The sequence below is a fragment of the Streptomyces sp. NPDC096323 genome (assembly GCF_040302845.1).
Taxonomy (GTDB): Bacteria; Actinomycetota; Actinomycetes; order Streptomycetales; family Streptomycetaceae; genus Streptomyces.
The window spans coordinates 56238-79756 of the sequence record NZ_JBEOSI010000007.1; the positions used below are offsets into that span (position 1 = coordinate 56238).

General features: G+C 70.2%; 24 protein-coding genes. 15 read left to right on the plus strand and 9 right to left on the minus strand.

What is annotated here, in order from left to right; translation table 11 throughout:
- Window positions 1–20: 20 nt before the first annotated feature.
- The 4 genes from ABTX18_RS20215 to ABTX18_RS20230 all read right to left on the minus strand — a co-directional run bounded on the left by ABTX18_RS20215 (window position 21) and on the right by ABTX18_RS20230 (window position 2303).
- Window positions 21–338: a hypothetical protein gene (locus ABTX18_RS20215; RefSeq protein ID WP_352124081.1), complete on the minus strand. Its 318-nt coding sequence runs from the start codon at window positions 336–338 to the stop codon at window positions 21–23.
- A 200-nt stretch (window positions 339–538) separates the two neighbouring features.
- Window positions 539–1045, minus strand: a complete 507-nt coding sequence (locus ABTX18_RS20220; RefSeq protein WP_352124082.1) for a DUF3291 domain-containing protein — start codon at window positions 1043–1045, stop codon at window positions 539–541.
- Between the two features lie 48 nt (window positions 1046–1093).
- Window positions 1094–1798 (minus strand): helix-turn-helix transcriptional regulator, encoded by a 705-nt coding sequence (locus ABTX18_RS20225; RefSeq protein ID WP_352124083.1) that lies wholly within the window; start codon window positions 1796–1798, stop codon window positions 1094–1096.
- A 67-nt stretch (window positions 1799–1865) separates the two neighbouring features.
- Window positions 1866–2303 carry a hypothetical protein gene (locus ABTX18_RS20230; protein WP_352124084.1) on the minus strand — a complete coding sequence of 146 codons (438 nt, stop codon included), beginning with the start codon at window positions 2301–2303 and terminating at the stop codon, window positions 1866–1868.
- Window positions 2304–2582: 279 nt separating this feature from the next.
- Here ABTX18_RS20230 and hemL point away from each other — a divergent pair, with 279 nt between their 5' ends.
- From hemL to ccsB, 7 genes are all read left to right on the plus strand, one after another.
- Window positions 2583–3899 carry a glutamate-1-semialdehyde 2,1-aminomutase gene (gene hemL, locus ABTX18_RS20235; protein WP_352124085.1) on the plus strand — a complete coding sequence of 439 codons (1317 nt, stop codon included), beginning with the start codon at window positions 2583–2585 and terminating at the stop codon, window positions 3897–3899.
- Complete coding sequence (locus tag ABTX18_RS20240; RefSeq protein ID WP_352124086.1) at window positions 3896–4609, plus strand: histidine phosphatase family protein; 714 nt, start codon at window positions 3896–3898, stop codon at window positions 4607–4609. The genes hemL and ABTX18_RS20240 overlap by 4 nt, the downstream gene beginning before the upstream one ends.
- 448 nt (window positions 4610–5057) lie before the next feature.
- The gene (locus tag ABTX18_RS20245; protein ID WP_352124087.1) at window positions 5058–6320 is read left to right on the plus strand and encodes a polysaccharide deacetylase family protein; all 1263 of its coding nucleotides are present in this window, start codon (window positions 5058–5060) and stop codon (window positions 6318–6320) included.
- A gap of 67 nt (window positions 6321–6387) precedes the next feature.
- Window positions 6388–6996, plus strand: a complete 609-nt coding sequence (locus ABTX18_RS20250; RefSeq protein ID WP_352124088.1) for a TlpA family protein disulfide reductase — start codon at window positions 6388–6390, stop codon at window positions 6994–6996.
- A gap of 4 nt (window positions 6997–7000) precedes the next feature.
- Window positions 7001–7762 carry a cytochrome c biogenesis CcdA family protein gene (locus ABTX18_RS20255; RefSeq protein WP_352124089.1) on the plus strand — a complete coding sequence of 254 codons (762 nt, stop codon included), beginning with the start codon at window positions 7001–7003 and terminating at the stop codon, window positions 7760–7762.
- A gap of 6 nt (window positions 7763–7768) precedes the next feature.
- Window positions 7769–9556 (plus strand): cytochrome c biogenesis protein ResB, encoded by a 1788-nt coding sequence (gene resB, locus ABTX18_RS20260; protein WP_352124090.1) that lies wholly within the window; start codon window positions 7769–7771, stop codon window positions 9554–9556.
- Window positions 9553–10632: a c-type cytochrome biogenesis protein CcsB gene (ccsB, locus tag ABTX18_RS20265; RefSeq protein WP_352124091.1), complete on the plus strand. Its 1080-nt coding sequence runs from the start codon at window positions 9553–9555 to the stop codon at window positions 10630–10632. Before resB ends, ccsB begins: the two co-directional genes overlap by 4 nt.
- 69 nt (window positions 10633–10701) lie before the next feature.
- On the opposite strand, the gene ABTX18_RS20270 is transcribed toward ccsB, so the two are convergent.
- The 3 genes from ABTX18_RS20270 to ABTX18_RS20280 all read right to left on the minus strand — a co-directional run bounded on the left by ABTX18_RS20270 (window position 10702) and on the right by ABTX18_RS20280 (window position 15352).
- A complete protein-coding gene (locus ABTX18_RS20270; RefSeq protein ID WP_352124092.1) occupies window positions 10702–12264 on the minus strand; it encodes an ABC transporter substrate-binding protein in 1563 nt (520 codons plus the stop codon).
- Window positions 12257–14365: a hypothetical protein gene (locus tag ABTX18_RS20275; protein WP_352124093.1), complete on the minus strand. Its 2109-nt coding sequence runs from the start codon at window positions 14363–14365 to the stop codon at window positions 12257–12259. The genes ABTX18_RS20270 and ABTX18_RS20275 overlap by 8 nt, the downstream gene beginning before the upstream one ends.
- Before the next feature lie 165 nt (window positions 14366–14530).
- Window positions 14531–15352 carry a helix-turn-helix transcriptional regulator gene (locus ABTX18_RS20280; protein ID WP_352124094.1) on the minus strand — a complete coding sequence of 274 codons (822 nt, stop codon included), beginning with the start codon at window positions 15350–15352 and terminating at the stop codon, window positions 14531–14533.
- Between the two features lie 109 nt (window positions 15353–15461).
- Here ABTX18_RS20280 and ABTX18_RS20285 point away from each other — a divergent pair, with 109 nt between their 5' ends.
- Window positions 15462–15839 carry a cupin domain-containing protein gene (locus ABTX18_RS20285; RefSeq protein WP_352124095.1) on the plus strand — a complete coding sequence of 126 codons (378 nt, stop codon included), beginning with the start codon at window positions 15462–15464 and terminating at the stop codon, window positions 15837–15839.
- Between the two features lie 72 nt (window positions 15840–15911).
- Here the strand turns inward: ABTX18_RS20285 and ABTX18_RS20290 are convergent, their stop codons facing one another.
- Together ABTX18_RS20290 and ABTX18_RS20295 are read right to left on the minus strand one after the other, a co-directional pair.
- Entirely contained in the window at window positions 15912–16661 is a 750-nt protein-coding gene (locus tag ABTX18_RS20290) for a dienelactone hydrolase family protein (RefSeq protein ID WP_352124096.1), read from the minus strand.
- 80 nt (window positions 16662–16741) lie between these two features.
- On the minus strand, window positions 16742–17140 hold the full coding sequence (locus tag ABTX18_RS20295; RefSeq protein ID WP_352124097.1) for a PLD nuclease N-terminal domain-containing protein: 399 nt from the start codon (window positions 17138–17140) through the stop codon (window positions 16742–16744).
- A gap of 89 nt (window positions 17141–17229) precedes the next feature.
- Here ABTX18_RS20295 and ABTX18_RS20300 point away from each other — a divergent pair, with 89 nt between their 5' ends.
- The 7 genes from ABTX18_RS20300 (at window position 17230) to ABTX18_RS20330 (ending at window position 23211) form a co-directional block, all read left to right on the plus strand.
- A complete protein-coding gene (locus ABTX18_RS20300) occupies window positions 17230–18687 on the plus strand; it encodes a menaquinone biosynthesis decarboxylase (protein WP_352124098.1) in 1458 nt (485 codons plus the stop codon).
- On the plus strand, window positions 18684–19601 hold the full coding sequence (mqnP, locus tag ABTX18_RS20305) for a menaquinone biosynthesis prenyltransferase MqnP (RefSeq protein ID WP_352124099.1): 918 nt from the start codon (window positions 18684–18686) through the stop codon (window positions 19599–19601). Before ABTX18_RS20300 ends, mqnP begins: the two co-directional genes overlap by 4 nt.
- A gap of 82 nt (window positions 19602–19683) precedes the next feature.
- On the plus strand, window positions 19684–20349 hold the full coding sequence (locus tag ABTX18_RS20310; RefSeq protein WP_352124446.1) for a UbiX family flavin prenyltransferase: 666 nt from the start codon (window positions 19684–19686) through the stop codon (window positions 20347–20349).
- 95 nt (window positions 20350–20444) lie between these two features.
- The gene (locus ABTX18_RS20315) at window positions 20445–20900 is read left to right on the plus strand and encodes an Lrp/AsnC family transcriptional regulator (protein WP_136330825.1); all 456 of its coding nucleotides are present in this window, start codon (window positions 20445–20447) and stop codon (window positions 20898–20900) included.
- A 49-nt stretch (window positions 20901–20949) separates the two neighbouring features.
- Complete coding sequence (gene mqnE, locus ABTX18_RS20320; protein WP_352124447.1) at window positions 20950–22113, plus strand: aminofutalosine synthase MqnE; 1164 nt, start codon at window positions 20950–20952, stop codon at window positions 22111–22113.
- Between the two features lie 141 nt (window positions 22114–22254).
- On the plus strand, window positions 22255–22779 hold the full coding sequence (locus ABTX18_RS20325) for a GNAT family N-acetyltransferase (protein ID WP_352124100.1): 525 nt from the start codon (window positions 22255–22257) through the stop codon (window positions 22777–22779).
- A 177-nt stretch (window positions 22780–22956) separates the two neighbouring features.
- Window positions 22957–23211 carry a DUF4229 domain-containing protein gene (locus ABTX18_RS20330; protein ID WP_352124448.1) on the plus strand — a complete coding sequence of 85 codons (255 nt, stop codon included), beginning with the start codon at window positions 22957–22959 and terminating at the stop codon, window positions 23209–23211.
- Window positions 23212–23519 lie beyond the last annotated feature (308 nt).

Sequence of the window (23519 nt, forward strand, 5' to 3'; positions counted from 1 at the left end):
GCGCGTCGCGGCCCTGGCCCCTAGTTCGTCTGCGCGGGTGCCGGCGCCGGCCGGTCGTCGTCCTCGTGGGCAGCCGCCCCGGGTGCGACGCGGGTGGCCGCAATGCGCGTGTCCGTGGCCGTGGGGCCGGTGTACAGCGTGCCGAGGGACGCGTAGGCGCCGTCCACGATCTGCTCGGCGTCGACGAGCATCGCGCGTTCGGCGAGGCGGGCCGCCTGGTGGGTGTACGGGGACGGCGGCGCCGGGTGCCGGCGCCGCCACCAGGTCCGACATGCCGCGTAGATGCCGGAGGCGAAGACCAGCACGGGAATGGACAGAGCCGGCAGAGTGTCGCCCACGGCAGGCCTCCTTCAGTGTCGATGCCTCCTGCATCGGCAGGTCCGGCAGAGCAACTGAAGATCACCCTTCGGCCAATGAATGGCTGGATAGGGCTGGTTGAAGGATGCCCTTCGTGCAGGTGGGCGGCGGGGGTGACGCCGGGTGGGCCGTGTGTTCGGCCGCGCCCGCTCAGCGGCGTGCGTGTTCGGCGGGCGTGTGTTCAGTGGGGGAGCGGGTCGTCCTGGCGGGCGTGCCCGGGTCCGGCGGGGGATCCGGCCGGCGGCGGGTGCGGGGACCGGAAGGTGAACGCCTCGGGGCCTTCGCCGATTTCGCGGATCAGGGCGATGCGGGCCATCGCCTCGTCGACGCTCGGGCGGTGTCCTGCGGGGACCCACCACAGGGCGGCGTGGAAGTCGGCGAGGCGCTCGAACCATTCCCGGCGGCGCGCCAGCACCTTCAGGTGGTCACTGCGGTACGTGTAGTCGCGCAGCACCTCAACCGATTCCCAGACCGAGCAGTTGATCAGGAACAGGTCGTCGTCGTCCTGGGGGCGCAGGTTCGTCGCGTCGGCTCCGCTGTCGTCGACCATGCGCCAGACGAAGCCGGGGGCCTGATCGGCGACGGCGTTGATCTCCGCGAGCTGGGCGACGAAGCCGGCCAGCTGAGGGCTGTCGAGCGGGGCAAGTATGCGCCCGACGTTGACTTGGGCAAGGTGGAAGTCGCTCACGAGAGCAGCATGCCCGGGCGCACCTTCTAAAGTCAACGAATGCTGTTTTTAGGATTCGGGCGTGGCTTCCGGCATCCCGTCGGCTGCGCCGTCCGGCCCGGCGTCCGCGGCCCGCAGCGCCACGCAGCACCCCCGCGGAAGAGGATCCATCACCGCGCTCCACCGGTCCCCGTCCGGCAGCCCCGTGAGCAGCCCCTCGATTCCGGCCAGGTTCATCCCGCAGACCAGGGCGGGGAACTGTTCGGCCAGCGCGTGGAACGGGCAGTTGTTCAGCCGCACGGTCGCCCCGTCCCGGAACGGCTCGTAACCGCGGGACCGCAGGACCTCGACCGGATCCGCCGCACAGTCCGAGGCGCCCCCGGACGCCTCCCCGGCGGCCCGCGCCACCGCCTGCAGTTCCCCGTCGAGCCCGGCCCGCTCCACCACCTCGGCCAGCAGCCGGCTCGCCGCGTCGTAGGACCGGGGTGGCACCGATACCGCGCGCTCCCCCTCGGCCCGCCGGTACAGCTTCGAGGGCCGCCCGGCCCCCGGCCCGCTGCGTCCCGAAAGCCGCCGGAAGGACACCTCGAGCAGCCCGGCCTCGACGAGCTTGTCCAGGTGGAACGCGGCCAGGGAACGGGAGACCCCCACCGCTTCGGCCGCGGCGTCACGCCCGACCTCGCCGGGCGTCCCGGTGACGTGCCGGTACAGTCCGCGCCGCACCGGATCACCCAGTGCGCCCAACGCCTCCAGGGCGGCATCCTCGCTGCTCACGCGGCAATTCTATAACTAACGGCGATTGACGACGGAGTCCTCGCCAGGGGCCCAGCCAGGGGGCGGGTCAGGGCCAGACCAGGCAGTACGCCTGATGCCCCGCGTCGTGCAGCCGGTGGGAGAAGTCCTGCCACTCGTGGAGAAGTTGGTAGACGTTGAACGCGTCACGCGGTCCGCCGCGGTCCGGGACCGTCGACCAGATGAAGGCCGCGGCTCCCACGGACTCCTCGCCCACGCCGAGCAGCGGGTCCACGACCGTCATGGGGAGCTTGACCACCGCGTAGTCGGGGTGCAGCACGACCAGCTCCAGCGGCGGAACCTTGTGCAGGGGTATGCCCTGTATGCCGGTGAGGACCATCGCGGCCACGGTCTCCGGCTTGATCTTGGTGAACATGCCGCCCATGCCCAGCTCATCGCCGCCGAGCTCCTCGGGGCGCATGGAAATGGGCACGCGTGCGGCAGTCGCGCCGTCGGGAGCACCGAAGTACTTGTAGGTCACCCCCATCCCGCCACTGCTCCTGCTTCCGGCTCCGACCTGCGCACCACCGGCCTGTATGCCCTGCTTGCGCTCAGCCTCGCGCCGGTGCCGACCTCGCCGGGCAGGCTCGGGCCCCAGGTCGTCGGTCCCTTCGCCCACTCCGCCACCGCGATGCATATCTCATCCACCCGACTACTAACTAGGAGACACAGCCCCCGCCGCGCAACCCGATCATCGTGTCAGTGACCTCCCCCACGGGCGTGCGGTGAAACACCCGTCCGCAAGTCCGTCCGTGGCTCTGACACCATGGCATGTGTGAGCTTTCCTTATAGCGCCCCAGTTTCGCAGAGTCTTTTCGACCGCGCGTCCCTCGTGACGCCCGGTGGCGTGAACTCTCCCGTACGTGCCTTCCGGGCCGTGGGCGGTACGCCCCGCTTCATGGTCTCCGGCACCGGTCCGTACCTCACCGATGCCGATGGCCGTGAGTATGTCGACCTCGTGTGCTCGTGGGGGCCGATGATTCTCGGCCATTCCCATCCCGATGTCATCGCCGCCGTCCAGGAGGCCGTCGCCCGCGGCACGTCCTTCGGTACGCCCGGCGAGGGCGAGGTCGCGCTGGCCGAGGAGATCGTGGCCCGGATCGAGCCCGTGGAGCAGGTGCGGCTCGTGTCGTCCGGCACCGAGGCGACCATGTCCGCGATCCGCCTCGCCCGCGGCTTCACCGGCCGGGCGAAGATCGTGAAGTTCGCCGGCTGCTACCACGGCCACGTCGACGCGCTGCTCGCCGCCGCCGGGTCCGGGCTTGCGACCTTCGGCCTGCCGGACACGCCGGGCGTCACCGGCGCCCAGGCCGGCGACACGATCGTGCTGCCGTACAACGACCTGGAGGCCGTACGGGCCGCCTTCGCCGCACAGCCCGGCGAGATCGCCTGTGTGATCACCGAGGCGTCGCCCGGCAACATGGGCGTCGTACCGCCGCTGGACGGTTTCAACGCCGGGCTCAAGGAGATCTGCGCCGCCAACGGGGCGCTGTACATCTCCGACGAGGTCATGACCGGGTTCCGTACGTCGAAGGCCGGCTGGTTCGGCATCGACGGGGTGCGGCCCGACCTGATGACCTTCGGCAAGGTCATGGGCGGCGGCTTCCCGGCCGCGGCGTTCGGCGGCCGCGCCGACGTCATGGCGCACCTGGCCCCGGCCGGCCCCGTCTACCAGGCGGGCACCCTGTCCGGTAACCCGGTCGCCACCGCCGCCGGTCTCGCCCAGCTGCGCCTGCTGGACGACGCCGCGTACGCGAAGGTCGACGCGGTCTCCGCCGAGATCCGGGGGCTGGTGAGCCAGGCCCTGGACAAGGAGGGGGTCGCCCACACCGTGCAGGCGGCGAGCAACATGTTCTCCGTCTTCTTCACCGACGGTCCGGTGCGCGACTACGACGACGCGAAGCGGCAGGAAGCCTTCCGCTACACGCCGTTCTTCCACTCGATGCTGGCGCAGGGCGTGTACCTGCCGCCGTCCGCGTTCGAGTCGTGGTTCGTCTCCACCGCCCACGACACCCGGGCCGTGGAGCGGATCGCCGCCGCGCTGCCCGCCGCAGCCCGCGCCGCCTCGGAGGCCACCGCATGAGCGAGACCAGCAGCACCGCAGCCGGCGACGCCGGAGAGAAGGACATCACCGTCGTCCACCTGATGCGCCACGGAGAGGTGCACAACCCGGAGGGCGTGCTCTACGGGCGCCGTTCCGGCTACCACCTCTCCGAGCTGGGCCGGCAGATGGCCGACCGGGTCGCCGAGCACCTCGACAAGCGCGACGTCACGCATGTCGTCGCCTCCCCGCTGGAGCGGGCCCAGGAGACGGCGACGCCGATCGCCAAGACGCACGGCCTGGACCTCGCCACCGACGAGCGGCTCATCGAGGCCGCCAACGTCTTCGAGGGCAAGACCTTCGGTGTCGGCGACGGGGCGCTGCGCAAGCCGGACAACTGGAAGCACCTGACGAACCCCTTCAAGCCGTCGTGGGGTGAGCCGTACATCGAGCAGGTCGTACGGATGATGGGCGCGCTGGACGCGGCGCGTGACGCGGCGCGCGGTCATGAGGCGGTGTGCGTCAGCCACCAGCTGCCGATCTGGATCGTCCGCAGTTTCGTGGAGCGGCGGCGGCTGTGGCACGACCCGCGCAAGCGGCAGTGCACGCTCGCCTCGCTGACCAGCTTCACGTACCAGGGCGACAAGATCGTGTCGGTCGGGTACTCGGAGCCGGCGCGGGATCTGGTGCCGGCGCATCTGCTGGCGGGGGCGAAGCCGGTGAAGGGGGCGTCGAAGGGGTTCGGCGCGTAGCCGGCCGTTGGCCGGGGGTTTCCGGGTTCGGGCCCGCCCCGGGGGTGGTGCGGGGGTGGCCCGGGTGCGACCCGGTGGGCCTTTGTCCTCAATCTCCCCCATAGCCTGAAGGGCATGGGGGGACCCCCATGACGGGCTTGATCTGCCTGGTCCGAGATGTGACCGCCCCCGGTCCGAGGCGGAGTCGCTGGGCCAGGGCAGGGCTTGATTGGGCCCCGGCGGCCCGTTGTTGATCAGATGTGCGCCAACCGGGCGGAATGTGGGCGTCCGGGGTTTTGGTGTGCCGTTTTTCGGGGGCTTCGGGGGCGGTCCTGTGTTCGGTCATGGCTGCGGGCTGGTTGCGTAAAGAATTGTGTGCTAATTCGAGGAACGCCCGTGTTGCTTCACCCATCTAAGCCTTTGCCAGTTTGTATGTACTTAGGGCAAAACGACCGCAGATGGGAACGGTATGAGCGACATCAGCCGAAGGGGTTTGCTCGGAGCCGGACTTGGGGCCGCGGCCGCCGTCGGGATGGCGGGCTGCAGTTCCTCCGACGGATCCGGTACGGGCGGGACCGGACCGGAGAAGGGTGCCAGGGGAGAGAAGGGCGCCGACGGTGCGGTCAAGGGACACGGACCCGCGAAGAAGGCCGTACGCGTCATCGGTGACGGCTCCACCGCCGACACCGGGAAGCAGCCGCGCCAGCCGGCCGCGCCCGTGCCGCTCGAACCCGGCCAGACGCCGCCGCAGTTCGTGATCTTCTCCTGGGACGGCGCCGGCGAGGTCGGCAACGGACTGTTCCCGCGTTTTCTGGAACTCGCCAGGGAACACGACGCGGCGATGACCTTCTTCCTCTCCGGGATCTATCTGCTGCCCGAATCGAAGAAATCCCTCTACCGGCCGCCGGGCAACCCCATCGGCGCCTCCGACATCGGCTATCTCACCGACGGTCACATCAAGGAGACGCTGAAGAACGTGCGTCAGGCCTGGATCGACGGCCATGAGATCGGCACGCACTTCAACGGGCATTTCTGCGCCGGGTCCGGATCGGTGGGGAACTGGTCGGCCTCCCAGTGGCAGAGCGAAATCGATCAGTCGATCTCCTTCGTCACCGAATGGCGCACCAACACCGGCTGGACCGACCTCGATCCGCTGCCCTTCGATTACCGCAAGGAACTCATCGGCGGTCGCACCCCCTGTCTGCTCGGACAGGACAATCTGCTGCCCACCGCGAAGAAGCTGGGCTGGCGCTACGACGCCAGTTCGCCCGGCGGCACCCAGGTCTGGCCCACCAAGCGCATGGACGTATGGGACCTGCCGCTCCAGGGCGTCCCGTTCCCCGGGCACAGCTTCGAGGTCCTCTCCATGGACTACAACATCCTGGCCAACCAGTCGCAGAATTCGACCAAGGGAATGCCATCGCGCTATCCGGGCTGGCGCAACCAGGCCACCCAGGCGTACATCACCGGATTCCAGCGCGCGTACGAGACGAACCGCGCGCCGTTCTACATCGGAAACCACTTCGAGGAGTGGAACGGCGGCATCTATATGGACGCCGTCGAGGACGCGCTCAAGCACATCGCGGGGAAGCCGGATGTGCGCCTCGTATCCTTCCGGCAGTTCGTCGACTGGCTCGACGTACAGGACCCGGCGGTGCTCGCCAAGCTTCGTACGCTGGAGGTCGGTCAGGCGCCCGAGGGTGGCTGGAACACGTTCTTTAAACAGGCCTGACAACGGGCTTTACGGGCACCGAGGGGGGTGACCAAGATCCCCGAAACCGCCATGCGAAACTTTTCACATGAGCTATGGCCGCGCATCCCGACGCCGCTTCACCCTGCTCGCCGCCCCCGCGGCGGCCGTCGCGCTCGCGCTGACGCTGAGCGCGTGCACCTCGGGCAGCAAGACCGGTGGCGGCGGTGACACGCACTTCGTCACCGGAACCGGCGGAATCTCCACCGTGGCCAAGGGCGAGCGCGCGGACGCCCCGAAGCTCGACGGCGAGAGCCTGGACGGCAAGCAGCTCGACCTCGCCGACTACAAGGGCAAGGTCGTCGTCCTGAACGCGTGGGGCTCGTGGTGCGGCCCCTGCCGCCTGGAGGCCAAGCACTTCGCGAAGGTCGCGAACGAGACCGCCGGCCAGGGCGTCCAGTTCCTCGGGATCAACACCAGGGATCCGCAACGAGGCCCGGCGCTCAGCTTCGAGAAGGACTGGAACGTCAGCTACCCCAGCTTCTACGACCCGGCGGGCAAGCTCATGCTGCGCTTCCCCAAGGGCACGCTCAACCTCCAGACGATCCCCTCCACGCTCGTCATCGACCGGGACGGGAAGATCGCCGCACGCTCGCTGGCCGCGCTCGACGCCACCAAGCTGCACAAGATGATCGACCCGTTGATCGCGGAGAAGTGATCAGGTGACCGTCCTCGCCGTCGCCACGCAGAACGAGACCGTCCTGAGCGGGGCCCTGCTGGTCGCCCTGCCCATCGCCCTGCTCGGCGGACTCGTCTCCTTCTTCTCGCCCTGCGTCCTGCCGCTCGTCCCCGGCTACCTCAGTTACGTCACCGGGGTCAGCGGCACGGATCTCGGCGACGCCCGGCGCGGCAGAACCGTCGCGGGCGCCTCGCTGTTCGTGATCGGCTTCACCGCCGTGTTCGTCTCCGGCGGCGCGCTCTTCGGCTACTTCGGCCAGACCCTCCAGGAGTACAGCGGGACCCTCTCCAAGGTCCTCGGCGTGCTGATGATCCTGATGGGCGTCTTCTTCATGGGCCTGATGCCGTGGATGACGCAGCGTGAGTTCCGTATCCACAAGAAGCCGGTCACCGGGCTGGTGGGCGCTCCGCTGCTCGGCGCCCTCTTCGGGATCGGCTGGACCCCCTGCCTCGGGCCGACACTCGCCTCCGTCAACGCGCTGGCGTTCACCGAGGCGACCGCCGGACGCGGCGCCGTACTCTCCGTGGCCTACTGCCTCGGCCTCGGCGTGCCCTTCGTGCTCGCCGCCGTCGCCTTCCGCAAGGCACTCGGCGCGTTCAGCTGGGTCAAGCGCCATTACGTCTGGGTCATGCGCATCGGCGGCGGCATGATGATCGTGACCGGGCTGCTCCTGCTGACCGGCGCGTGGGGCAGCATGATGCAGGAACTGCAGGGCTGGTCCAACGGCTTCACGGTGGGGATCTGAGTACCGATGAGCAACACCAAGTCCACCCCTCCCCAGGAGCGCGAGCGCCCCGATGAGCGGGAGGTGCGCGCCGAGCGGGACCGGGAGACCGCCCGGGAGCTCGGGGCCGCCGGCTCCCAGCTCTCCACCGCGCCGCGCGAGGAGAGCCTGGCGAACCTTCCCGCCATGGGCGTCATCGGCTGGGCCCGCTGGTTCTGGCGTCAGCTGACCTCCATGCGGGTCGCGCTGATCCTGCTCTTCCTGCTGTCGCTCGGCGCGATCCCCGGCTCCCTGATTCCGCAGAACAGCGTCGACGAGCTCAAGGTGCAGACCTTCAAGGGGCTCCACACCACCGTCTCGCCGATCTACGAGAAGCTCCAGTTCTTCGACGTCTACAGCTCGGTGTGGTTCTCCGCGATCTACATCCTGCTGTTCGTCTCGCTCATCGGCTGCATCGTCCCGCGCACCGGCACGTTCGTCGGCCAGCTCCGCAGCCGCCCCCCGGGCGCCCCCAAGCGCCTGACCCGGCTGCCCGCGTACACCACCTGGCGCACCGAGGCCGAGCCGGAGCAGGTGCGCGAGGCCGCGCTCGCCATGATGCGCAAGCGCCGCTACCGGGCCCATGAGGCCGGTGACGCGGTCGCCGCGGAGAAGGGCTATCTGCGCGAGGCCGGGAACCTGATGTTCCACATCGCGCTCATCGTGATGCTGGTGGCCTTCGCCTGGGGACAGCTCTTCAAGTCCGAGGGCGGCAAGCTGGTCGTCGAGGGCGACGGGTTCTCCAACACGATCACCCAGTACGACGACTTCAAGTCCGGCTCGCTCTACGACAAGGACTCGCTCGCCCCCTTCAGCTTCACCCTCGACGACTTCGTCGGTACGTACGAGCGCAGCGGCCCGCAGATCGGCACGCCCCGCACCTACGAGGCGCGCATCACGTACTCCGAGGGCGCGTACGGCACGTCCAAGAAGGCCGTCATCAAGGTCAACGAACCGCTCGTCGTCGACGGTACGAAGGTCTATCTCAACGCCCACGGCTACGCGCCCGTCGTCTCCGTCAAGGACGGCCGCGGCAAGGAGGTCTACAAGGCCGCCGTGCCGCTGCTGCCAATCGACAACAACGTCACCTCGTCCGGTGCGATCAAGGTGATGGACGGCTACCGCGACAAGAAGGGCGAGAAGGAGCAGCTGGGCTTCCAGGCCTTCTTCGTGCCGACCTTCGCGGGCAGCGGCAAGGGGACGATGTTCTCGCAGTTCCCCGCCGCCGACATGCCGGTCCTCGCGCTCAACGGGTTCCACGGCTCGCTCGGCGTCGACTCCGGACTGCCGCAGAACGTGTACCAGCTGAACACGTCGAAGATGAAGGAGTTCAAGGACTCCCAGGGCAAGCAGCTCAAGCAGCGGCTGCTCGTCGGCGACACGATGAAGCTGCCCGGCGGCGCGGGCTCCATCACCTTCGAGGGCCTCCAGGAGTGGGCGAGCTTCCAGATCTCCGAGCAGCCCGCCAGCGGCTGGGCGCTCACCGGGGCCATCGGCGCGATCGCCGGACTGGCCGGCTCGCTGTTCATCCAGCGGCGCCGCGTCTGGATCCGTGCCGTGCGCGGCGCCGACGGCGTCACCGTCGTCGAAATGGCGGGGCTCGGCCGCAGCGAGTCCGCGAAGCTTCCCGAGGAGCTGGCCGATCTCGCGGTCACGCTCAACGCCGTCGCGCCCACCGCGCCCGGCCCAGACACCGACCCCGACACCGATCCGGATTCCGGCACCCACGTCGTCGCCGCGTCCTCCGCAGAGCCTTCCGAAGGGGCTGAGAAGTGAATCTCGCCGCCGCAACCAACGAGAATCTGGCACACACCAGCAATGTGCTGATCTACTCGTCGATGGCCGTCTACACCCTGGCCTTCTTCGCGCACATCGCGGAGTGGGTGTTCGGGTCCCGGAGCAAGGTCGGCCGCACGGCCGCCGAGCTGACCGCCGAGGGCGCCGCCGGCACGGTGAAGGTCCAGGTCGCGCAGAAGGGCGGCAGCACCGCCGTCCTGGAACGGCCGAAGATCGTCACCCGGTCCGCGGCCGGCACGCGCGACGTGCCGGACGGGCCCGGTGCCGCGGGCGGCACCTTCAAGGGCGACCTCTACGGGCGGATCGCGGTCTCCATGACCGTGCTCGCCTTCCTGATCCAGGCGGGCGGCGTCATCGCCCGCGCCCTGTCCGTGCAGCGTGCCCCCTGGGGCAACATGTACGAGTTCTCCATCACCTTCTCCACGGTGGCCGTCGGCGCGTACCTGATCCTGCTCGCCCTGAAGAAGAACGTCCGCTGGATGGGCCTGATCCTGGTCACGGCCATCCTGCTGGACCTCGGCCTCGCGACCACGGTGCTCTACACCTCCAGCGACCAGCTGGTGCCCGCACTGCACTCGTACTGGCTGTGGATCCACGTCTCCACCGCCATCATCTGCGGCGCCGTGTTCTTCATCGGCGGCATCGGCACCCTCATCTACCTCTTCCGCGACAGCTACGAGAGCAAGATCGCCAACGGAGAGGAGCCGGGCACGTTCGCGCAGTCCGTGCTCTCCCGGATGCCGTCCGCCTCCAGCCTCGACAAGTTCTCGTACCGGATCAACGCCGCAGTCTTCCCGCTGTGGACGTTCACGATCATCGCGGGCGCGATCTGGGCCGGTGACGCCTGGGGCCGCTACTGGGGCTGGGACCCCAAGGAGGTCTGGTCCTTCATCACCTGGGTCGCGTACGCCTGCTACCTGCACGCCCGGGCCACCGCCGGATGGAAGGGCCGCAAGGCCGCCTACCTCGCACTGATCGCCTTCGGCTGCTGGATCTTCAACTACTACGGCGTCAACATCTTCGTCACCGGCAAGCACTCCTACGCCGGCGTCTGATCCCCCCGAACCGTCACGGCTGCCCGTCCCCGCTCCGGCGGGGGCGGGCAGCCGTTCACGTACCTGCGGTCAGGGCGCCGACGGGGGCAGGCACTGCTCCTTCGGCGGCGCGCCCTCCGGCCAGGCCAGCGCCGCGAACCGCTGATGCGGCGGGTCCGGAGCCAGCTCCACCACCGGCACGGCCTTGTTGTACGGGTTGCCGTGGTTGTCCAGACAGATCCAGCCGCTCGCCCCCCGTACCCGCAGCGAACCCCTCACCCGGGACCACTGCCCGCCCACGTCCTCCAGGTCCGGCAGCTGCTTCCCGTCCGGGGTCGCCCGTCGGATGCCCGCCACCGCCAGCGTCATCGCGTCATGGGCGATGATCAGCTGCCCGTCCGTCAGGTCGTCGTGCGCGGCGGGCCCGACCGGACCGGCCGGCTTCTTCGCCACCTCGGCCAGGAGCTCCACGAACGCCCGGTAGTCCTGCGCCGAACCGCCCGCCGGGGCCTTCTTCCCCGCCGCGACGGAGGGCCAGGCGTCCGGATGCGCCAGCGAGGCGTAGCGCACCGTCACCTTGCGCCGCAGCGCGTTCCGGTCGAGCTTCTTGTCGTCGCCCAGATACGAACCCTCGTCACCCGTGAGCACCGTGAAGCGGCGGTTCTGACAGCCGCGCGCACCCAGCGCGTTGACGAACTGGCGCAGCTGGACATGACGCCCGGCGAAGAACACCGTGTCCGCGTCCGTGTCGCAGATCAGATGCGTGATCTGCTCGAAGGTGTTGGCCGTGGTGCCCTCGTCGTACGGATCCTCGCGCGAGGTGAACAGCTCCGGCTGGTACTTCGATCCCTCCAGCAGGGTGTTGAACGCCGACTTGAGGGTGTCCGTGTAGTGGTCGCCGCTGCGGGTGTCCTGCACGAGCAGCGCCTTGTCCGCCTTCACCTCACCGAACGAGGCGAGGGCGCGGGCCTCGTCCCGGTTGGTCGGCGAGACCCGCGCCAGGCCGGGGAACGGGTCGCCGGACGGGCCGTTGGCGATGTCGTCCGCGGTGATCGTCGAGCCCACGACCGGGATGCCGGCCCCGGTCAGCTCCTTCACCGCCTCCTTCGCCTGCGTACTGCTGATCGCGACCCCGGACACCGCGCGCAGCCGGTCCGGGGCGCCCGTCATCGTCAGCAGCCGGTCCACCACCGGACGCCAGAGCAGGCTGTTGTTCCCGGTGTTGGCGAGCACCACCCGGATCAGCGGGACCTGCCCGTTCGCATGATGGTTCGCCCGGTACTGGGCGGCGAACGCCCCCTGGAGCTCGCGCAGCACCTTCCTGCGCATGGACGCGTCGGTCGAGGTCAGCGGGAGCAGCAGCGCCACGGTCGCGTACCGCCCGGGCTTCAGCGAGGCGTTCTCCCGGCCGATCGCCGAGGCGACCTGGGTCAGTTGCGCCTGCCCGAAGTCGTAGCCGGTGCCGGACACCCCGACGCATTCCGCGCTGCCCTGCGGACGGGTCACGCCCGCCGCGCAGGAACGGTCCTCCGGCGCGGTCAGGCGGTCCACGCCGAACCAGCCGGCCGTGACCAGCAGGGCGCCCACCACGACCGACGTGATGATCTTCTGCCGGGTGGTCCACCACAGGCGGTACCGCAGCGGATTACGCATCCGGACCACCGTCCCCCGGACCGTGCGGCCCGGCCGGCGCCCCCGGCGGCATGGACAGCGCCCGCCACCCCCGCAGATCGCGCGGCCAGTGCGTCGCCGCGTCCCAGAGCACCGCGTGCCCCGTCGGATGCCTGCCGGACAACTGCCGCAGCTCGTGCGCCATCTTGTCGATCACCTCTTCGTCGGGCAGGGCCAGCGGATCGGACAGCAGCCAGACGGCGTGCAGCAACCGCCGTAGCTGCAACTGGAGTTCGGCGGCCCGCTCGTCGAGCCCGGCGAGCGCCGCCCGCTCCTCGTCGGACGCCGCCTCCCGCCCCAGCGCGACGGCCCGCCGCGGATCGGGGCCGGTACGGCCCGGCGGGCGGGGGTACGGCGCCGAGGCGATGAACCGCAGCGCGTCGAGCCAGCTCAGCACGTCGGGCCGGGCGAACTGCACCCGCAGATGCGTCACGCAGTCCTCCGTCCCGCCCAGCACCAGCTCCTGGTGCAGCCGGTGCGGCTCGCTCGGGCAGCTGCCCCCGGCGGCGTACGCCGAGCGCAGCGTCTCGTGCACCGCCCGCCACACCGCGTAGTACGGAGGGTCGTCGTCCTGGAACCGCAGCCGGTGCAGCAGCAGCGCCCGCAGCAGCGGATCGGCGACGAAATACTCCGGCCCCACCGCCCAGTCCTCCGACCGCAGCGCGTCCCGCACCCGCAGAGCCACATCGCCGTCCAGCGACTCACCGCGCAGCCGGGTCGTGGCCAGCAGCCGCGCCGACACCTCGCCGTGCGCCGCGGCCAGCACGCTCAGCACGTCCGGGCGCTGCCCGGGCAGCAGCCGCTCCAGCAGCTCGTCGGCCACCCGCACCGGCGGCCGGTCCTCCCGCAGCTCCACCGTGCGCTCCAGCAACGCCCCCGGCACCAGGCCGCCCGGGTCCGGCGCCTCACCCGCCGCCTGCGCCAGCAGCGCCACCCCCAGCGGCCGCCCGCCCGTCAGCCGGTGCACCCCGCGCGCCAGCCCGGCGGGGGTACGGCCGTGCGGATCGTGCCGGTCGAGCGCGGCGCGCACGTGGCCGGCGTCCAGCGGGGTCAGGCCGACGGCCAGAATGCCGGACGTCACCTCCGTGCCCCGCGCCCAGTGCGAGGCGTGCGCCACCTCGGGCAGCCGCCGGCGCACCGCGTGGCTCAGCCCCGCGTGGTCATGGACGCGCGAGGACGCGAACACCGCGAGCCGGTCCCGCGCCCCGCTCGCGCGCTGCCGCAGCAACGGCTCGACCAGTTGCCGGCCCAGCGCGGTGTGCGCGTTGTCGAGAAGCAGGACCGGGCGGCCCCGCCGGGCGCCGCGCGCCATTCCGCTGTAGGCCCCCACCAGGTCCGCGACCAGGGCCAGCACCAGGTGGTCCTCGGCACGGCGGCGCAGATCACCGCCCCGCTCGAAGTCGACCGCGAGCTGGCGCAGCCCGATGCGCCCGTTGCCGCCCGCGTGCGGGTACGTGCCGTACCACTGCGCCGCACGCCGCTGGAACCGGCTGAACGTCTCCTCCAGCACCGTCTCCACGGTCGCCTCGGCCACCATCCCGGCCATCGGCGCCACCGAGTCGAACGCCCCGGCCGCCAGCTTCGTCAGCACCTTGGTGACCCAGCCCGTCGCCGCGTCCCCCCGGGTGTCGAGCGTCGCCAGCACCGGCCCGAGCGACTGCAGATCGCGCTGCGCCCGCGACTCGTCCTCGCGCCGCCAGGACACCGAGGCCACCGCCACGAGCCCGAGGCTCAGGCGGGGGAACTGCACCGGACGCGCCGCGTGCACCCGCGCCGTGAGCTGGGTGGCGAGCTCCGGCAGCACCCCCGTCACCGGCGTCCAGCCGGGCCCCGGATCGGCCGGCGGCAGCACGGCCTCGCAGTCCACCAGGGCGACCGGGGTGATCTCGCGGTACAGGCTGCGCAGTTGCTTGAGCACGGCCGTCTTGCCCATGCCGCGGCCGCCGGTCAGCACCGCGACGGGCGGGTCGTCACCGTGCTCGTGGATGACCCGACGCGCACCGTGGGGAGTGAGACCGGTCAGCCGCGCCGCAAGTCCGTCGTCACCGAAAATTGCCTCGCGCCCGTACAGCTCTCGCTCCACAGCACCCCCAGCGCCGCCGCCCCACCCGGTCTGTCACCCCGTCAACACCAGGATATCGGCCAGGTGTTGGACGAAGGTCAAGAATTTCGAACGATCGGCCCGGGGCCGTGCTTCGGGCAGCTGCCGTACGAGTGCGCAGGCGCCGGGTACGACAGCGGCCGCTCGTCACGGCGAACCGTGTCCGAGGCGGCCGTAGCGGCCCGGCGTGGTGCCCGTGTGCCGGGCGAAGTGCCGGTTCAGGTGGGACTGGTCGTGGAAGCCCACGGCGGTGGCGACGTCCGCGGGGCGATGGCCGTCCAGCAGCAGCCGCCGAGCCAGGTCGATGCGCTTGCCGGTGAGATAGGTGTGCGGCGGCAGGCCGAACGTCTGCGTGAAGCAGCGGATCAGGTGTGTGGGATGGGCGTGCAGAGCGGCGGAGGCCTCCCGCAGCGACAGGCCCGTGCGGATGCGTTCGTCCAGCAGCTCCCGCAACCCGACCGCCAGCCGGTTCGCCTCACGGCCCGGCGGGCGGGGGAGGAGCGCGTCGAGGTGCGAGTGGAGACGTTCGCGGACGAACGCGAGCCGGGACTCCGCCTCGAACCCCCCGTCGTCGTCACGGACCAGAGCGCCGTGGAGCTGATGGATCCGCTGCCGCAGCAGCGCGTCGCCGAGGACCGGGCTGTCCGCCGCGCGGCCGGTCAGCCGGTGCGGCAGGACGGAGGCGTCGAGATACAGGACACGCTTGCGGAAGCCCTCGTCCGTGACGGTTCTGCCGTCGTGCGGGACGCCGGGAGGCAGGAGCAGCACGTTCGACGTACCGCTGACGCCGTGGCGCCGGTGGTCGAGGGCGAAGTCGACCGCTCCCTCGTCGAGGATCATCAGGTCCCACGTGTCGTGGGTGTGCGCCGGGTACGCGTGGTCGGTGAAGTGAGCGTGGAAGACCTCGTCGATACCCGGGACCGACGGCCTCCACGCGCTCGTGGACGTGCGGGGCCGGACTCCGGTCATGACAGGAACGTACAAGACACGGACCGCCGGTGCGACGCAGTCTCGAAGCGCACCGCCGTCCACCCCGGGGACCAGCCCCGGCCCGGACAGCCGGCAGAGAGGACACCCGATGCCCGGGACCGCTGCCCCCGTCAACCTCGCGCACGCGTTGTCGCAGTTCAGTGAGATGTGGTCGCAGAAGACCGTGGCTTCGCTCAACGACTACGAGGTCAAGCTGGCCAAGCTCAAGGGCGAGTTCGTCTGGCACACCCACGACGACACCGATGAACTCTTCCTGGTCCTGGACGGACGGCTCACCATCCGGCTCCGGGACGGCGACGTGGTCCTGGAGACGGGCGAGCTGTTCGTCGTCCCCCGTGGAGTCGAGCACTGCCCCGTCGCGGAGCAGGAGACCGCGATCCTGCTGTTCGAACCGGCCGGGACGCTCAACACCGGTGACGCCGACGGCCCGATGACGAAAGCGGCCGAACGGCTCGACCGCCCGTGACGCACCGCGGCGAGGCGCGCGGCGGGCCGCCCCACCCGGCCCGGGACACGCGCCGAAGGGGCCCGCCCCCGGTCATGCCCCCGGTCGTGCCCCCGGGTCCGCCGTCACGGGCAGGCACTCGGCGAGCAGGCCGACTACGTCGCGCCAGGCCCGCCGCGCGTGCTGGGGGTGGTGGCCGACGCCGGGGACCGTGGGGTGGTCGACCGGCGGGTGGTGGAAGGCGTGCAAGGCGCCGCCGTAGACCGTGAGGCGCCAGTCGATGCCCGCGGCCTGCATCTCGGCGGTGAACGCGTTCCGTTGCGCGGGCGTCATGATCGGGTCCTCCGACCCGACCCCGGCCCACACCGGGCAGCGGATGTGCGCCGCCTCGCCCGGTCGGCCCGTGGTCGTCGCGTTGACTGTCCCGATCGCGCGCAGGTTGACGCCGCCGCGCCCGAGTTCCAGCGCGATGGCGCCCCCGGTTCCGTAGCCGACGGCGGCGATCCGGTCGGGGTCGGTCCGCGGTTCGGCGCGCAACACGTCGAGCGCCGCATGGCCGATGGCCCTCATCCGGTCGGGATCAGCGAGCAGCGGCAGGCAACGGGCCAGCATCTCCTCGGGGTCGCCCAGATAGCGCCCGCCGTGAAGGTCGAAGGCCAGCGCCACGTATCCCAGCTCGGCGAGCGCATCGGCCCTGCAGCGCTCGACGTCGCTGAGCCCCATGCCCTCCGGTCCGAGCAGCACCGCGGGCCGGCGGCCGGCGCCGACCGGGAGGGCGAGGTGCCCGACCATCGTCAAACCGTCCGCCGGGTACTCGACCGTACGCGTCCTGATCGTCGTCATAGGACCGGACTGTAGGGATCGTCGAGCCCGGTCCGGACGGTGTTCCGCCGCCGGCGGAACCGAGGATCCAGCGGTCCCGCTCAGGCGCCCGGCGCCGGATCGTCCAGGCCGCCGTTCTCCCGCCGCTTGAGCTCGTCCTCGCGGCGGCGCAGGTCCGCCTCCCAGTCCTTGAGGACGGCCTCGTCCTTCTCGTTCTCGTCCTTGAGCGACTTCAGGAAGTCGGGATTGTCGTCCGGCGCCACCCACTGCTGACGGTGGTTGCGGTGCCATTCGGACGGCGTACGGCCTCCGGCGGGCACCTCGCGCAGCTTGCCCGCCGCCAGCCACACGATCGGGCCGACGATCCAGAAGAGCAGGATGATGAAGACCCAGGCGACCTTCGGCAGGTGCTTGGCCTCGTCCTCCGGGGTGTTCAGGCAGTCGATGAACGCGTAGATCGTCAGCGCCAGGGGCAGGAGATAGATCAGGGCCCGGAACATGGTGGAGAAATCCCCCCGCGGAGAGTTGGCGGGGCAATGCCCCGCCCCGGTGACGGGCCCAGGGTAGCGGGTGGCCGATACTGGACTGCATGGCTTACGACGATCTTCGATCCCTCCTCCGGGCTCTGGAGCGCGAGGGCGAGCTCAAGCGCATCAAGGCCGAGGTCGACCCCTATCTGGAGGTCGGTGAGATCGTCGACCGGGTGAACAAGGCCGGCGGGCCGGCGCTGCTCTTCGAGAACGTCAAGGGCTCCTCGATGCCCCTGGCCATGAACGTCTTCGGCACCGACAAGCGCCTCCTCAAGGCGCTCGGGCTGAAGTCCTACGCCGACATCAGCGACAAGATCGGCGGACTGCTCAAGCCCGAGCTGCCGCACGGCTTCGTCGGCGTACGGGAGGCCTTCGGCAAGCTCGGCACGATGGTGCACGTACCGCCGAAGAAGGTGAAGTCGGAGAACGCCCCCGTGCAGGAGGTCGTCCTCACCGGCGACGACGTGGACCTGGACCAGTTGCCCGCGCTGTTCACCTGGCCCAAGGACGGCGGCTCCTTCTTCAACCTGGGGCTCACCCACACCAAGCACCCCGAGACCGGCGTCCGGAACCTGGGGCTCTACCGGCTCCAGCGCCACGACCGCCGCACCATCGGAATGCACTGGCAGATCCACAAGGACAGCCGCAACCACTACCAGGTCGCCGCCAAGCGCGGTGAGCGGCTGCCCGTCGCCATCGCCTTCGGGGCACCGCCCGCGGTGACGTACGCCTCCACCGCACCGCTGCCCGGGGACATCGACGAGTACCTGTTCGCCGGGTTCATCCAGGGCAAGCGCATCGAGATGGTCGACTGCAAGACCGTGCCGCTCCAGGTCCCGGCCAACGCCGAGGTCGTCATCGAGGGATGGCTGGAGCCGGGGGAGATGCTCCCCGAGGGGCCGTTCGGCGACCACACCGGCTTCTACACGCCGCAGGAACCGTTCCCCGCGCTGACCATCGACTGCGTGACCATGCGGAAACGGCCGCTGCTCCAGTCCATCGTCGTCGGCCGGCCGCCGACCGAGGACGGCCCGCTGGGGCGCGCCACCGAGCGGTTCTTCCTGCCGCTGCTCAAGATCATCGTGCCGGACATCGTGGACTACCACCTGCCCGAGTCCGGTGGCTTCCACAACTGCGCGATCGTCTCGATCGACAAGAAGTACCCGAAGCACGCCCAGAAGGTGATGAGCGCGATCTGGGGCGCGCACATGATGTCGCTGACGAAGCTGATCGTCGTCGTGGACTCCGACTGCGACGTCCACGATCTGCACGAGGTCTCCTGGCGGGCGCTCGGCAACACCGACTACGCCCGCGACCTCACCGTCGCCGAAGGGCCCGTCGACCACCTCGACCACGCCTCTTACCAGCAGTTCTGGGGCGGCAAGGCGGGCATCGACGCGACGAAGAAGTGGCCCGAGGAGGGCTACACCCGGGACGGGGGCTGGCCGGACATGGTCGAGTCCGACCCGGAGACGGCGGCGAAGGTCGACCGCCGGTGGAAGGAATACGGACTGTGAGCGCCGCCGAAGCGACCCTGGGATCGGGGCCCGCACAACCCAGCAGCAAGGTCCGGGCGTTCCTGCGGCTCGTGATGATCGAGCATTCCGTCTTCGCGCTGCCCTTCGCGTACATCGCCGCCCTGACCGCGATGTTCCTGGACGGCGGGTCGGTCCAGTGGGTCACGCTGCTGCTGGTCACCGTCGCGATGGTGGGGCTGCGGACGTTCGCGATGGCCGCGAACCGGATCATCGACCGGGAGATCGACGCGCGCAATCCGCGGACCGCCGGGCGTGAGCTGGTGACCGGTGCGGTGTCGGTGAAGTCGGCGTGGACGGGTGCGCTCGTCGCCGTCGTGGTGTTCCTCGGCGCGGCGGCCCTGCTGAACCCGCTCTGCCTCGCGCTGGCGCCGCTGGCCGTCGTGCCGATGGTCGTCTATCCGTACGGCAAGCGGTTCACGCACTACCCGCACGCGATCCTGGGCCTCGCGCAGGCCATGGGCCCGGTCGGCGCGTGGCTGGCGGTGACGGGAAGCTGGTCGTGGGACGCGGTGATCCTGGGCCTCGCGGTCGGCGTGTGGATCGGCGGCTTCGACCTGATCTTCGCCTGCCAGGACGTGCGGGCGGACCGTGCCCACGGGGTGCTGTCCGTCCCGGCGCGCTTCGGCGTCCCGGCGGCGCTGTGGGGGGCGCGGGTCTGCCATGTGGTGACGACGGGCCTGCTGGTCTGGTTCGGTCTGGCCGCGGGGGCCGGGCTCTTCTACTGGATCGGCATGGTGATCGTCGCGGTGGCCTTCGTGTACGAGCACCGGGTGGTGCGGCCGCACGATCTCTCCCGGCTGAACCGGGCGTTCTTCCAGGTCAACGGGTTCATCGGGATCGCCCTGTTCGCGTGCGCGCTGCTGGACCTGCTGGTGCGCGGCCTGACGGTGTAGGAGCCGTAAGGGCCCCGAACTCCTGACGCGGCCGGTGATCGGGGTGCCGGATAGGCTCGGGGGTGTGGATTCCGGGACTTCAGTGAGTCAGCAGCAGCGAAAGCCTTGGATTGTCGGGGTTTCGGGCGCTTCGGGCACCCCATTCGCCGCCTCCGTGCTGCGCGGTCTGCTGGCCGCGGGGGAGAGCGTCGATCTGGTGGTGAGCCGGGCCTCACGGCTGACGCTGCTGGACGAGACGGGGATCGCGTTCCGCGACGCGCACTGGCGCGAGGACCTGGCCGGCTGGCTGGCGCGGGGCGCGGACGGGAAGCCGCACACCTTCGACGTGGACGTGTCCGGCGTACGGCACTGGGCGGCCGGTGACCTGGCCGCGGGACCGTCCTCGGGGTCGTACCCGGCGAAGGGGATGCTGATCGTGCCCGCCTCGACGGCGTGCGTGGCCGGGGTGGCGCTCGGGCTCTCGAAGGACCTGCTGCAGCGGGCGGCGAGCGTGACGCTCAAGGAGCGGCGGAAGCTGGTCGTCGCGGTGCGCGAGACGCCGCTGAGCGGCCAGACGCTGAAGCACATGGTGGCCCTGGACGAGGCGGGCGCGGTCGTGCTGCCCGCCTCGCCGGCGTTCTACGCGGGAGCCACGCACATCCAGGATCTGGTGGATTTCGTCGCGGGCCGGGTGCTGGACGCGGCGGGGGTGCCGCACCAGCTGTACCGCCGCTGGGAGGGCGAACTCGGTGGCGGCTCGCGCGACTGATCTCACCTAATGGAATTGCAGGCCGTGAAGGCTGCATACCTTGGATTCAACACGTAGACTCGCGATACTGCTGAACAATGGAAGGTTTCAGTCATATGGACGCGGTGGACAGGCAGCTCATTCAGGCCCTCAGGGAGAACGGCAGGGCCTCGTACGCCGAGCTGGGGCGGCTCGTCGGGCTCTCCGGCCCGAGCGTCACCGACCGCATCAACCGGCTGGAGACCGCCGGTGTCATCACCGGCTACCGCGCCACCGTCGACGCGGCCTCCCTCGGCCTCGGGGTCACGGCCCTGATCGGCATCTCGCTCTCGGACGCCGCCGACCACGAGGACGTGGCCCGCCGGCTGAAGGACCTCGCCGAGATCGAGGACGCCTGGTTCATCGCGGGCGACGACTCCTACATGCTCAAGGTCCGGGTCGGCGACGTGGACGGCCTGGAGAAGACCATCCGCCGACTCAGCGGCACCAAGGGCGTTTCCCGGACGCGCACGACGATCGTGCTCTCCACCAAGTGGGAGAACCGGGTCGGAGACCTCCCCGAGGAGAGCTAGGCGTACGGTGATCTGAAGTCGGTTACGGAGAGAAATGGGAGGCGGCCTAGTGGACGCGGGACTCAAGCGCGAGCTGGAGCAGAAGGTCCGGGACGGTGAGCGGCTGACCCGTGAGGACGGGATCGCGCTCTACGAGTCCGACGACCTGGCCTGGCTCGGCGGTCTGGCCCATGAGGTGCGTACGCGCAAGAACGGCGACGTCGTCCACTTCAACGTCAACCGTCACCTCAACATGACCAACGTGTGCACCGCCTCGTGCGCGTACTGCTCCTTCCAGCGCAAGCCGGGCGAGAAGGACGCGTACACGATGCGCATCGAGGAGGCCGTCCGCCTCGCGAAGGCGATGGAGGGCGAGAGCCTCACCGAGCTGCACATCGTCAACGGTCTGCACCCCACCCTGCCGTGGCGCTACTACCCGCGTTCGCTGAGCGCGCTGAAGGAAGCGCTGCCGCAGGTCTCCCTCAAGGCGTTCACCGCCACCGAGATCCACCACTTCGAGACCATCTCCGGGCTGTCGGCCTCCGAGATCCTCGACGAGCTCATCGAGGCCGGTCTGGAGTCGCTGACCGGCGGCGGTGCGGAGATCTTCGACTGGGAGGTCCGCCAGCACATCGTCGACCACGCCACCCACTGGGAGGACTGGTCGCGCATCCACCGGCTCGCGCACGAGAAGGGTCTCAAGACCCCGGCGACGATGCTGTACGGGCACATCGAGGAGCCCCGTCACCGCGTCGACCACGTGCTGCGGCTGCGTGAGCTGCAGGACGAGACCGGCGGCTTCCAGGTCTTCATCCCGCTGCGCTACCAGCACGACTTCGTGGACATGAAGGACGGCAAGGTCCGCAACAAGCTCCAGGCGCGGACGACGATGGCGACCGGCGCGGAGGCGCTGAAGACCTTCGCGGTCTCCCGGCTGCTGTTCGACAACGTCCCGCACGTCAAGGTCTTCTGGGTGATGCACGGCGTGCAGACCGCCCAGCTGGCGCTCCAGCACGGCGCGGACGACATGGACGGCTCGGTCGTCGAGTACAAGATCACGCACGACGCGGACAACTACGGCACGCCCAACAAGCTCGGCCGTGAGGATCTGCTGGACCTGATCCGCGACGCGGGCTTCCGGCCCGTGGAGCGCAACACCCGGTACGAGATCATCCGCGAGTACCCGGGCCCCGACGCCGACCGGCGCGAGTCGCCGCAGCCGATGCGGGTCTGACCCGGCGCGCGCCCGTCGCGCGCGGTGCCGCGCATTGCGGCGCAGTGCTGTACGAGAGCTCCGGCCGCCGTCCCCGGCCGGAGCCTTCTCGCGTTCTGGACAGTCGTTGAGCCGATGGTGAGTAATGGCTAACCTGCGCCCATGGCGCTTACGTTTGAGCTGGATCCCCCGTTCGACCGGTCTCTCCGGGACGGCATCACCGCGCTGTGGACCGATGTGTCCAACGCCGGCGGCGCGGTGGGATTCCTGCCGCCCGTGACGGCCGAGGACGTACGGCCCGAGCTGGTCAAGCACCTCGTGGCCATGGAAGAGGGCCGGACCCGCCTGCTCGTCGGACACGACGAGGACGGCGCCGTCGCCGCCACGGCCTTCCTCACCTTCAACACCCACCGGCTGATGCGGCACTGGCTCTGGGCCAACAGCGTCATGGTCCACCCCCGCCACCAGGGCCGCGGCTACGGACGTGACCTGATGGCCGCCGCCGCCGACGCCGCGCGCGCCATCGACGGCATCGAGGCGATCCGGCTCACCTGTCGCGGTGGCACGGGCGCCGACCGCTTCTACGGCGCCTGCGGTTACAAGGAGGTCGGGCGGGTCCCGGGAGCGATCCGGGTGACCGAGGACGACGACCGCGACGACGTCATCATGCTGCTGACGCTCGGCTGAGGGCTGCCGCCGTTCCGCCGGGCCCGCACGCCGGCCGCCCGGCGCGCGGCATGTGCGCAGCCCCCCGAACTGATCGATTGTGGGGCATGCTTCACTGGTCGGGCAGGACTGTCGTACGTAGAGAGAAGGCCAGCTGTGTCCGCTGCCAAGCCGAGCGCAACCATCCGGTACACCGCGATGCGTCTCAGCATCTTCGTCGGCTGCCTCGTCGTCGCCGCCGTCGCGGTCAACCTCGGGATCATCCCCGCCGGTGTGGGGGGATCCAACATCGTCTGGGTCGTTCTGCTCGCGCTGGTGCTCTCCGCGCCGCTCAGCTACGTACTCCTGCGCAAGCAGCGCGACGAGATGTCCGAGCAGATCGTGTCCTCGGTCGACCGCGCCAAGGCCCGCCTCGAAGCGAACCGCACGCGCGAGGACGGCGTCACCCAGTAGTGATTGAGCGAGGGCGGAGTAAGGACTTTGTAAGCTTCCTCACACCGACCCCCTGTCTTCTTGAAACCCCAGCACTGGAGCGAGCGCTCCTGTACTGGGGTTTTCGCGTGCCCGGAGCCGAGTTGGGCCGGAACGGGGGCCCGAGGCGCGCTCGGGAGGCCCAAAGAAGACCTTTGAGGTTCTCAAAGTTCAAGTGTTAACGTGTTCGACATGAAGACTGTTGTGCGCCTCCGACCTGCCACGAGCGTTCCGCTCGTGGAGCGCCTTCACGTCGATCTCTGCCGCTGTATGTCCGCGGTCTGTTGCCG

What these genes read in the sequence shown, in the direction of transcription:
- ABTX18_RS20230 (WP_352124084.1), bottom strand. Translation starts at nt 2,303, where the DNA reads ATGGGGGTGACCTACAAGTACTTCGGTGCTCCCGACGGCGCGACTGCC.
- hemL (WP_352124085.1), top strand. Translation starts at nt 2,583, where the DNA reads ATGGCATGTGTGAGCTTTCCTTATAGCGCCCCAGTTTCGCAGAGTCTT.
- ABTX18_RS20240 (WP_352124086.1), top strand. Translation starts at nt 3,896, where the DNA reads ATGAGCGAGACCAGCAGCACCGCAGCCGGCGACGCCGGAGAGAAGGAC.
- ABTX18_RS20245 (WP_352124087.1), top strand. Translation starts at nt 5,058, where the DNA reads ATGAGCGACATCAGCCGAAGGGGTTTGCTCGGAGCCGGACTTGGGGCC.
- ABTX18_RS20250 (WP_352124088.1), top strand. Translation starts at nt 6,388, where the DNA reads ATGAGCTATGGCCGCGCATCCCGACGCCGCTTCACCCTGCTCGCCGCC.
- resB (WP_352124090.1), top strand. Translation starts at nt 7,769, where the DNA reads ATGAGCAACACCAAGTCCACCCCTCCCCAGGAGCGCGAGCGCCCCGAT.
- ABTX18_RS20270 (WP_352124092.1), bottom strand. Translation starts at nt 12,264, where the DNA reads ATGCGTAATCCGCTGCGGTACCGCCTGTGGTGGACCACCCGGCAGAAG.
- ABTX18_RS20280 (WP_352124094.1), bottom strand. Translation starts at nt 15,352, where the DNA reads ATGACCGGAGTCCGGCCCCGCACGTCCACGAGCGCGTGGAGGCCGTCG.
- ABTX18_RS20285 (WP_352124095.1), top strand. Translation starts at nt 15,462, where the DNA reads ATGCCCGGGACCGCTGCCCCCGTCAACCTCGCGCACGCGTTGTCGCAG.
- ABTX18_RS20290 (WP_352124096.1), bottom strand. Translation starts at nt 16,661, where the DNA reads ATGACGACGATCAGGACGCGTACGGTCGAGTACCCGGCGGACGGTTTG.
- ABTX18_RS20295 (WP_352124097.1), bottom strand. Translation starts at nt 17,140, where the DNA reads ATGTTCCGGGCCCTGATCTATCTCCTGCCCCTGGCGCTGACGATCTAC.
- ABTX18_RS20300 (WP_352124098.1), top strand. Translation starts at nt 17,230, where the DNA reads ATGGCTTACGACGATCTTCGATCCCTCCTCCGGGCTCTGGAGCGCGAG.
- ABTX18_RS20315 (WP_136330825.1), top strand. Translation starts at nt 20,445, where the DNA reads ATGGACGCGGTGGACAGGCAGCTCATTCAGGCCCTCAGGGAGAACGGC.
- ABTX18_RS20325 (WP_352124100.1), top strand. Translation starts at nt 22,255, where the DNA reads ATGGCGCTTACGTTTGAGCTGGATCCCCCGTTCGACCGGTCTCTCCGG.
- ABTX18_RS20330 (WP_352124448.1), top strand. Translation starts at nt 22,957, where the DNA reads ATGCGTCTCAGCATCTTCGTCGGCTGCCTCGTCGTCGCCGCCGTCGCG.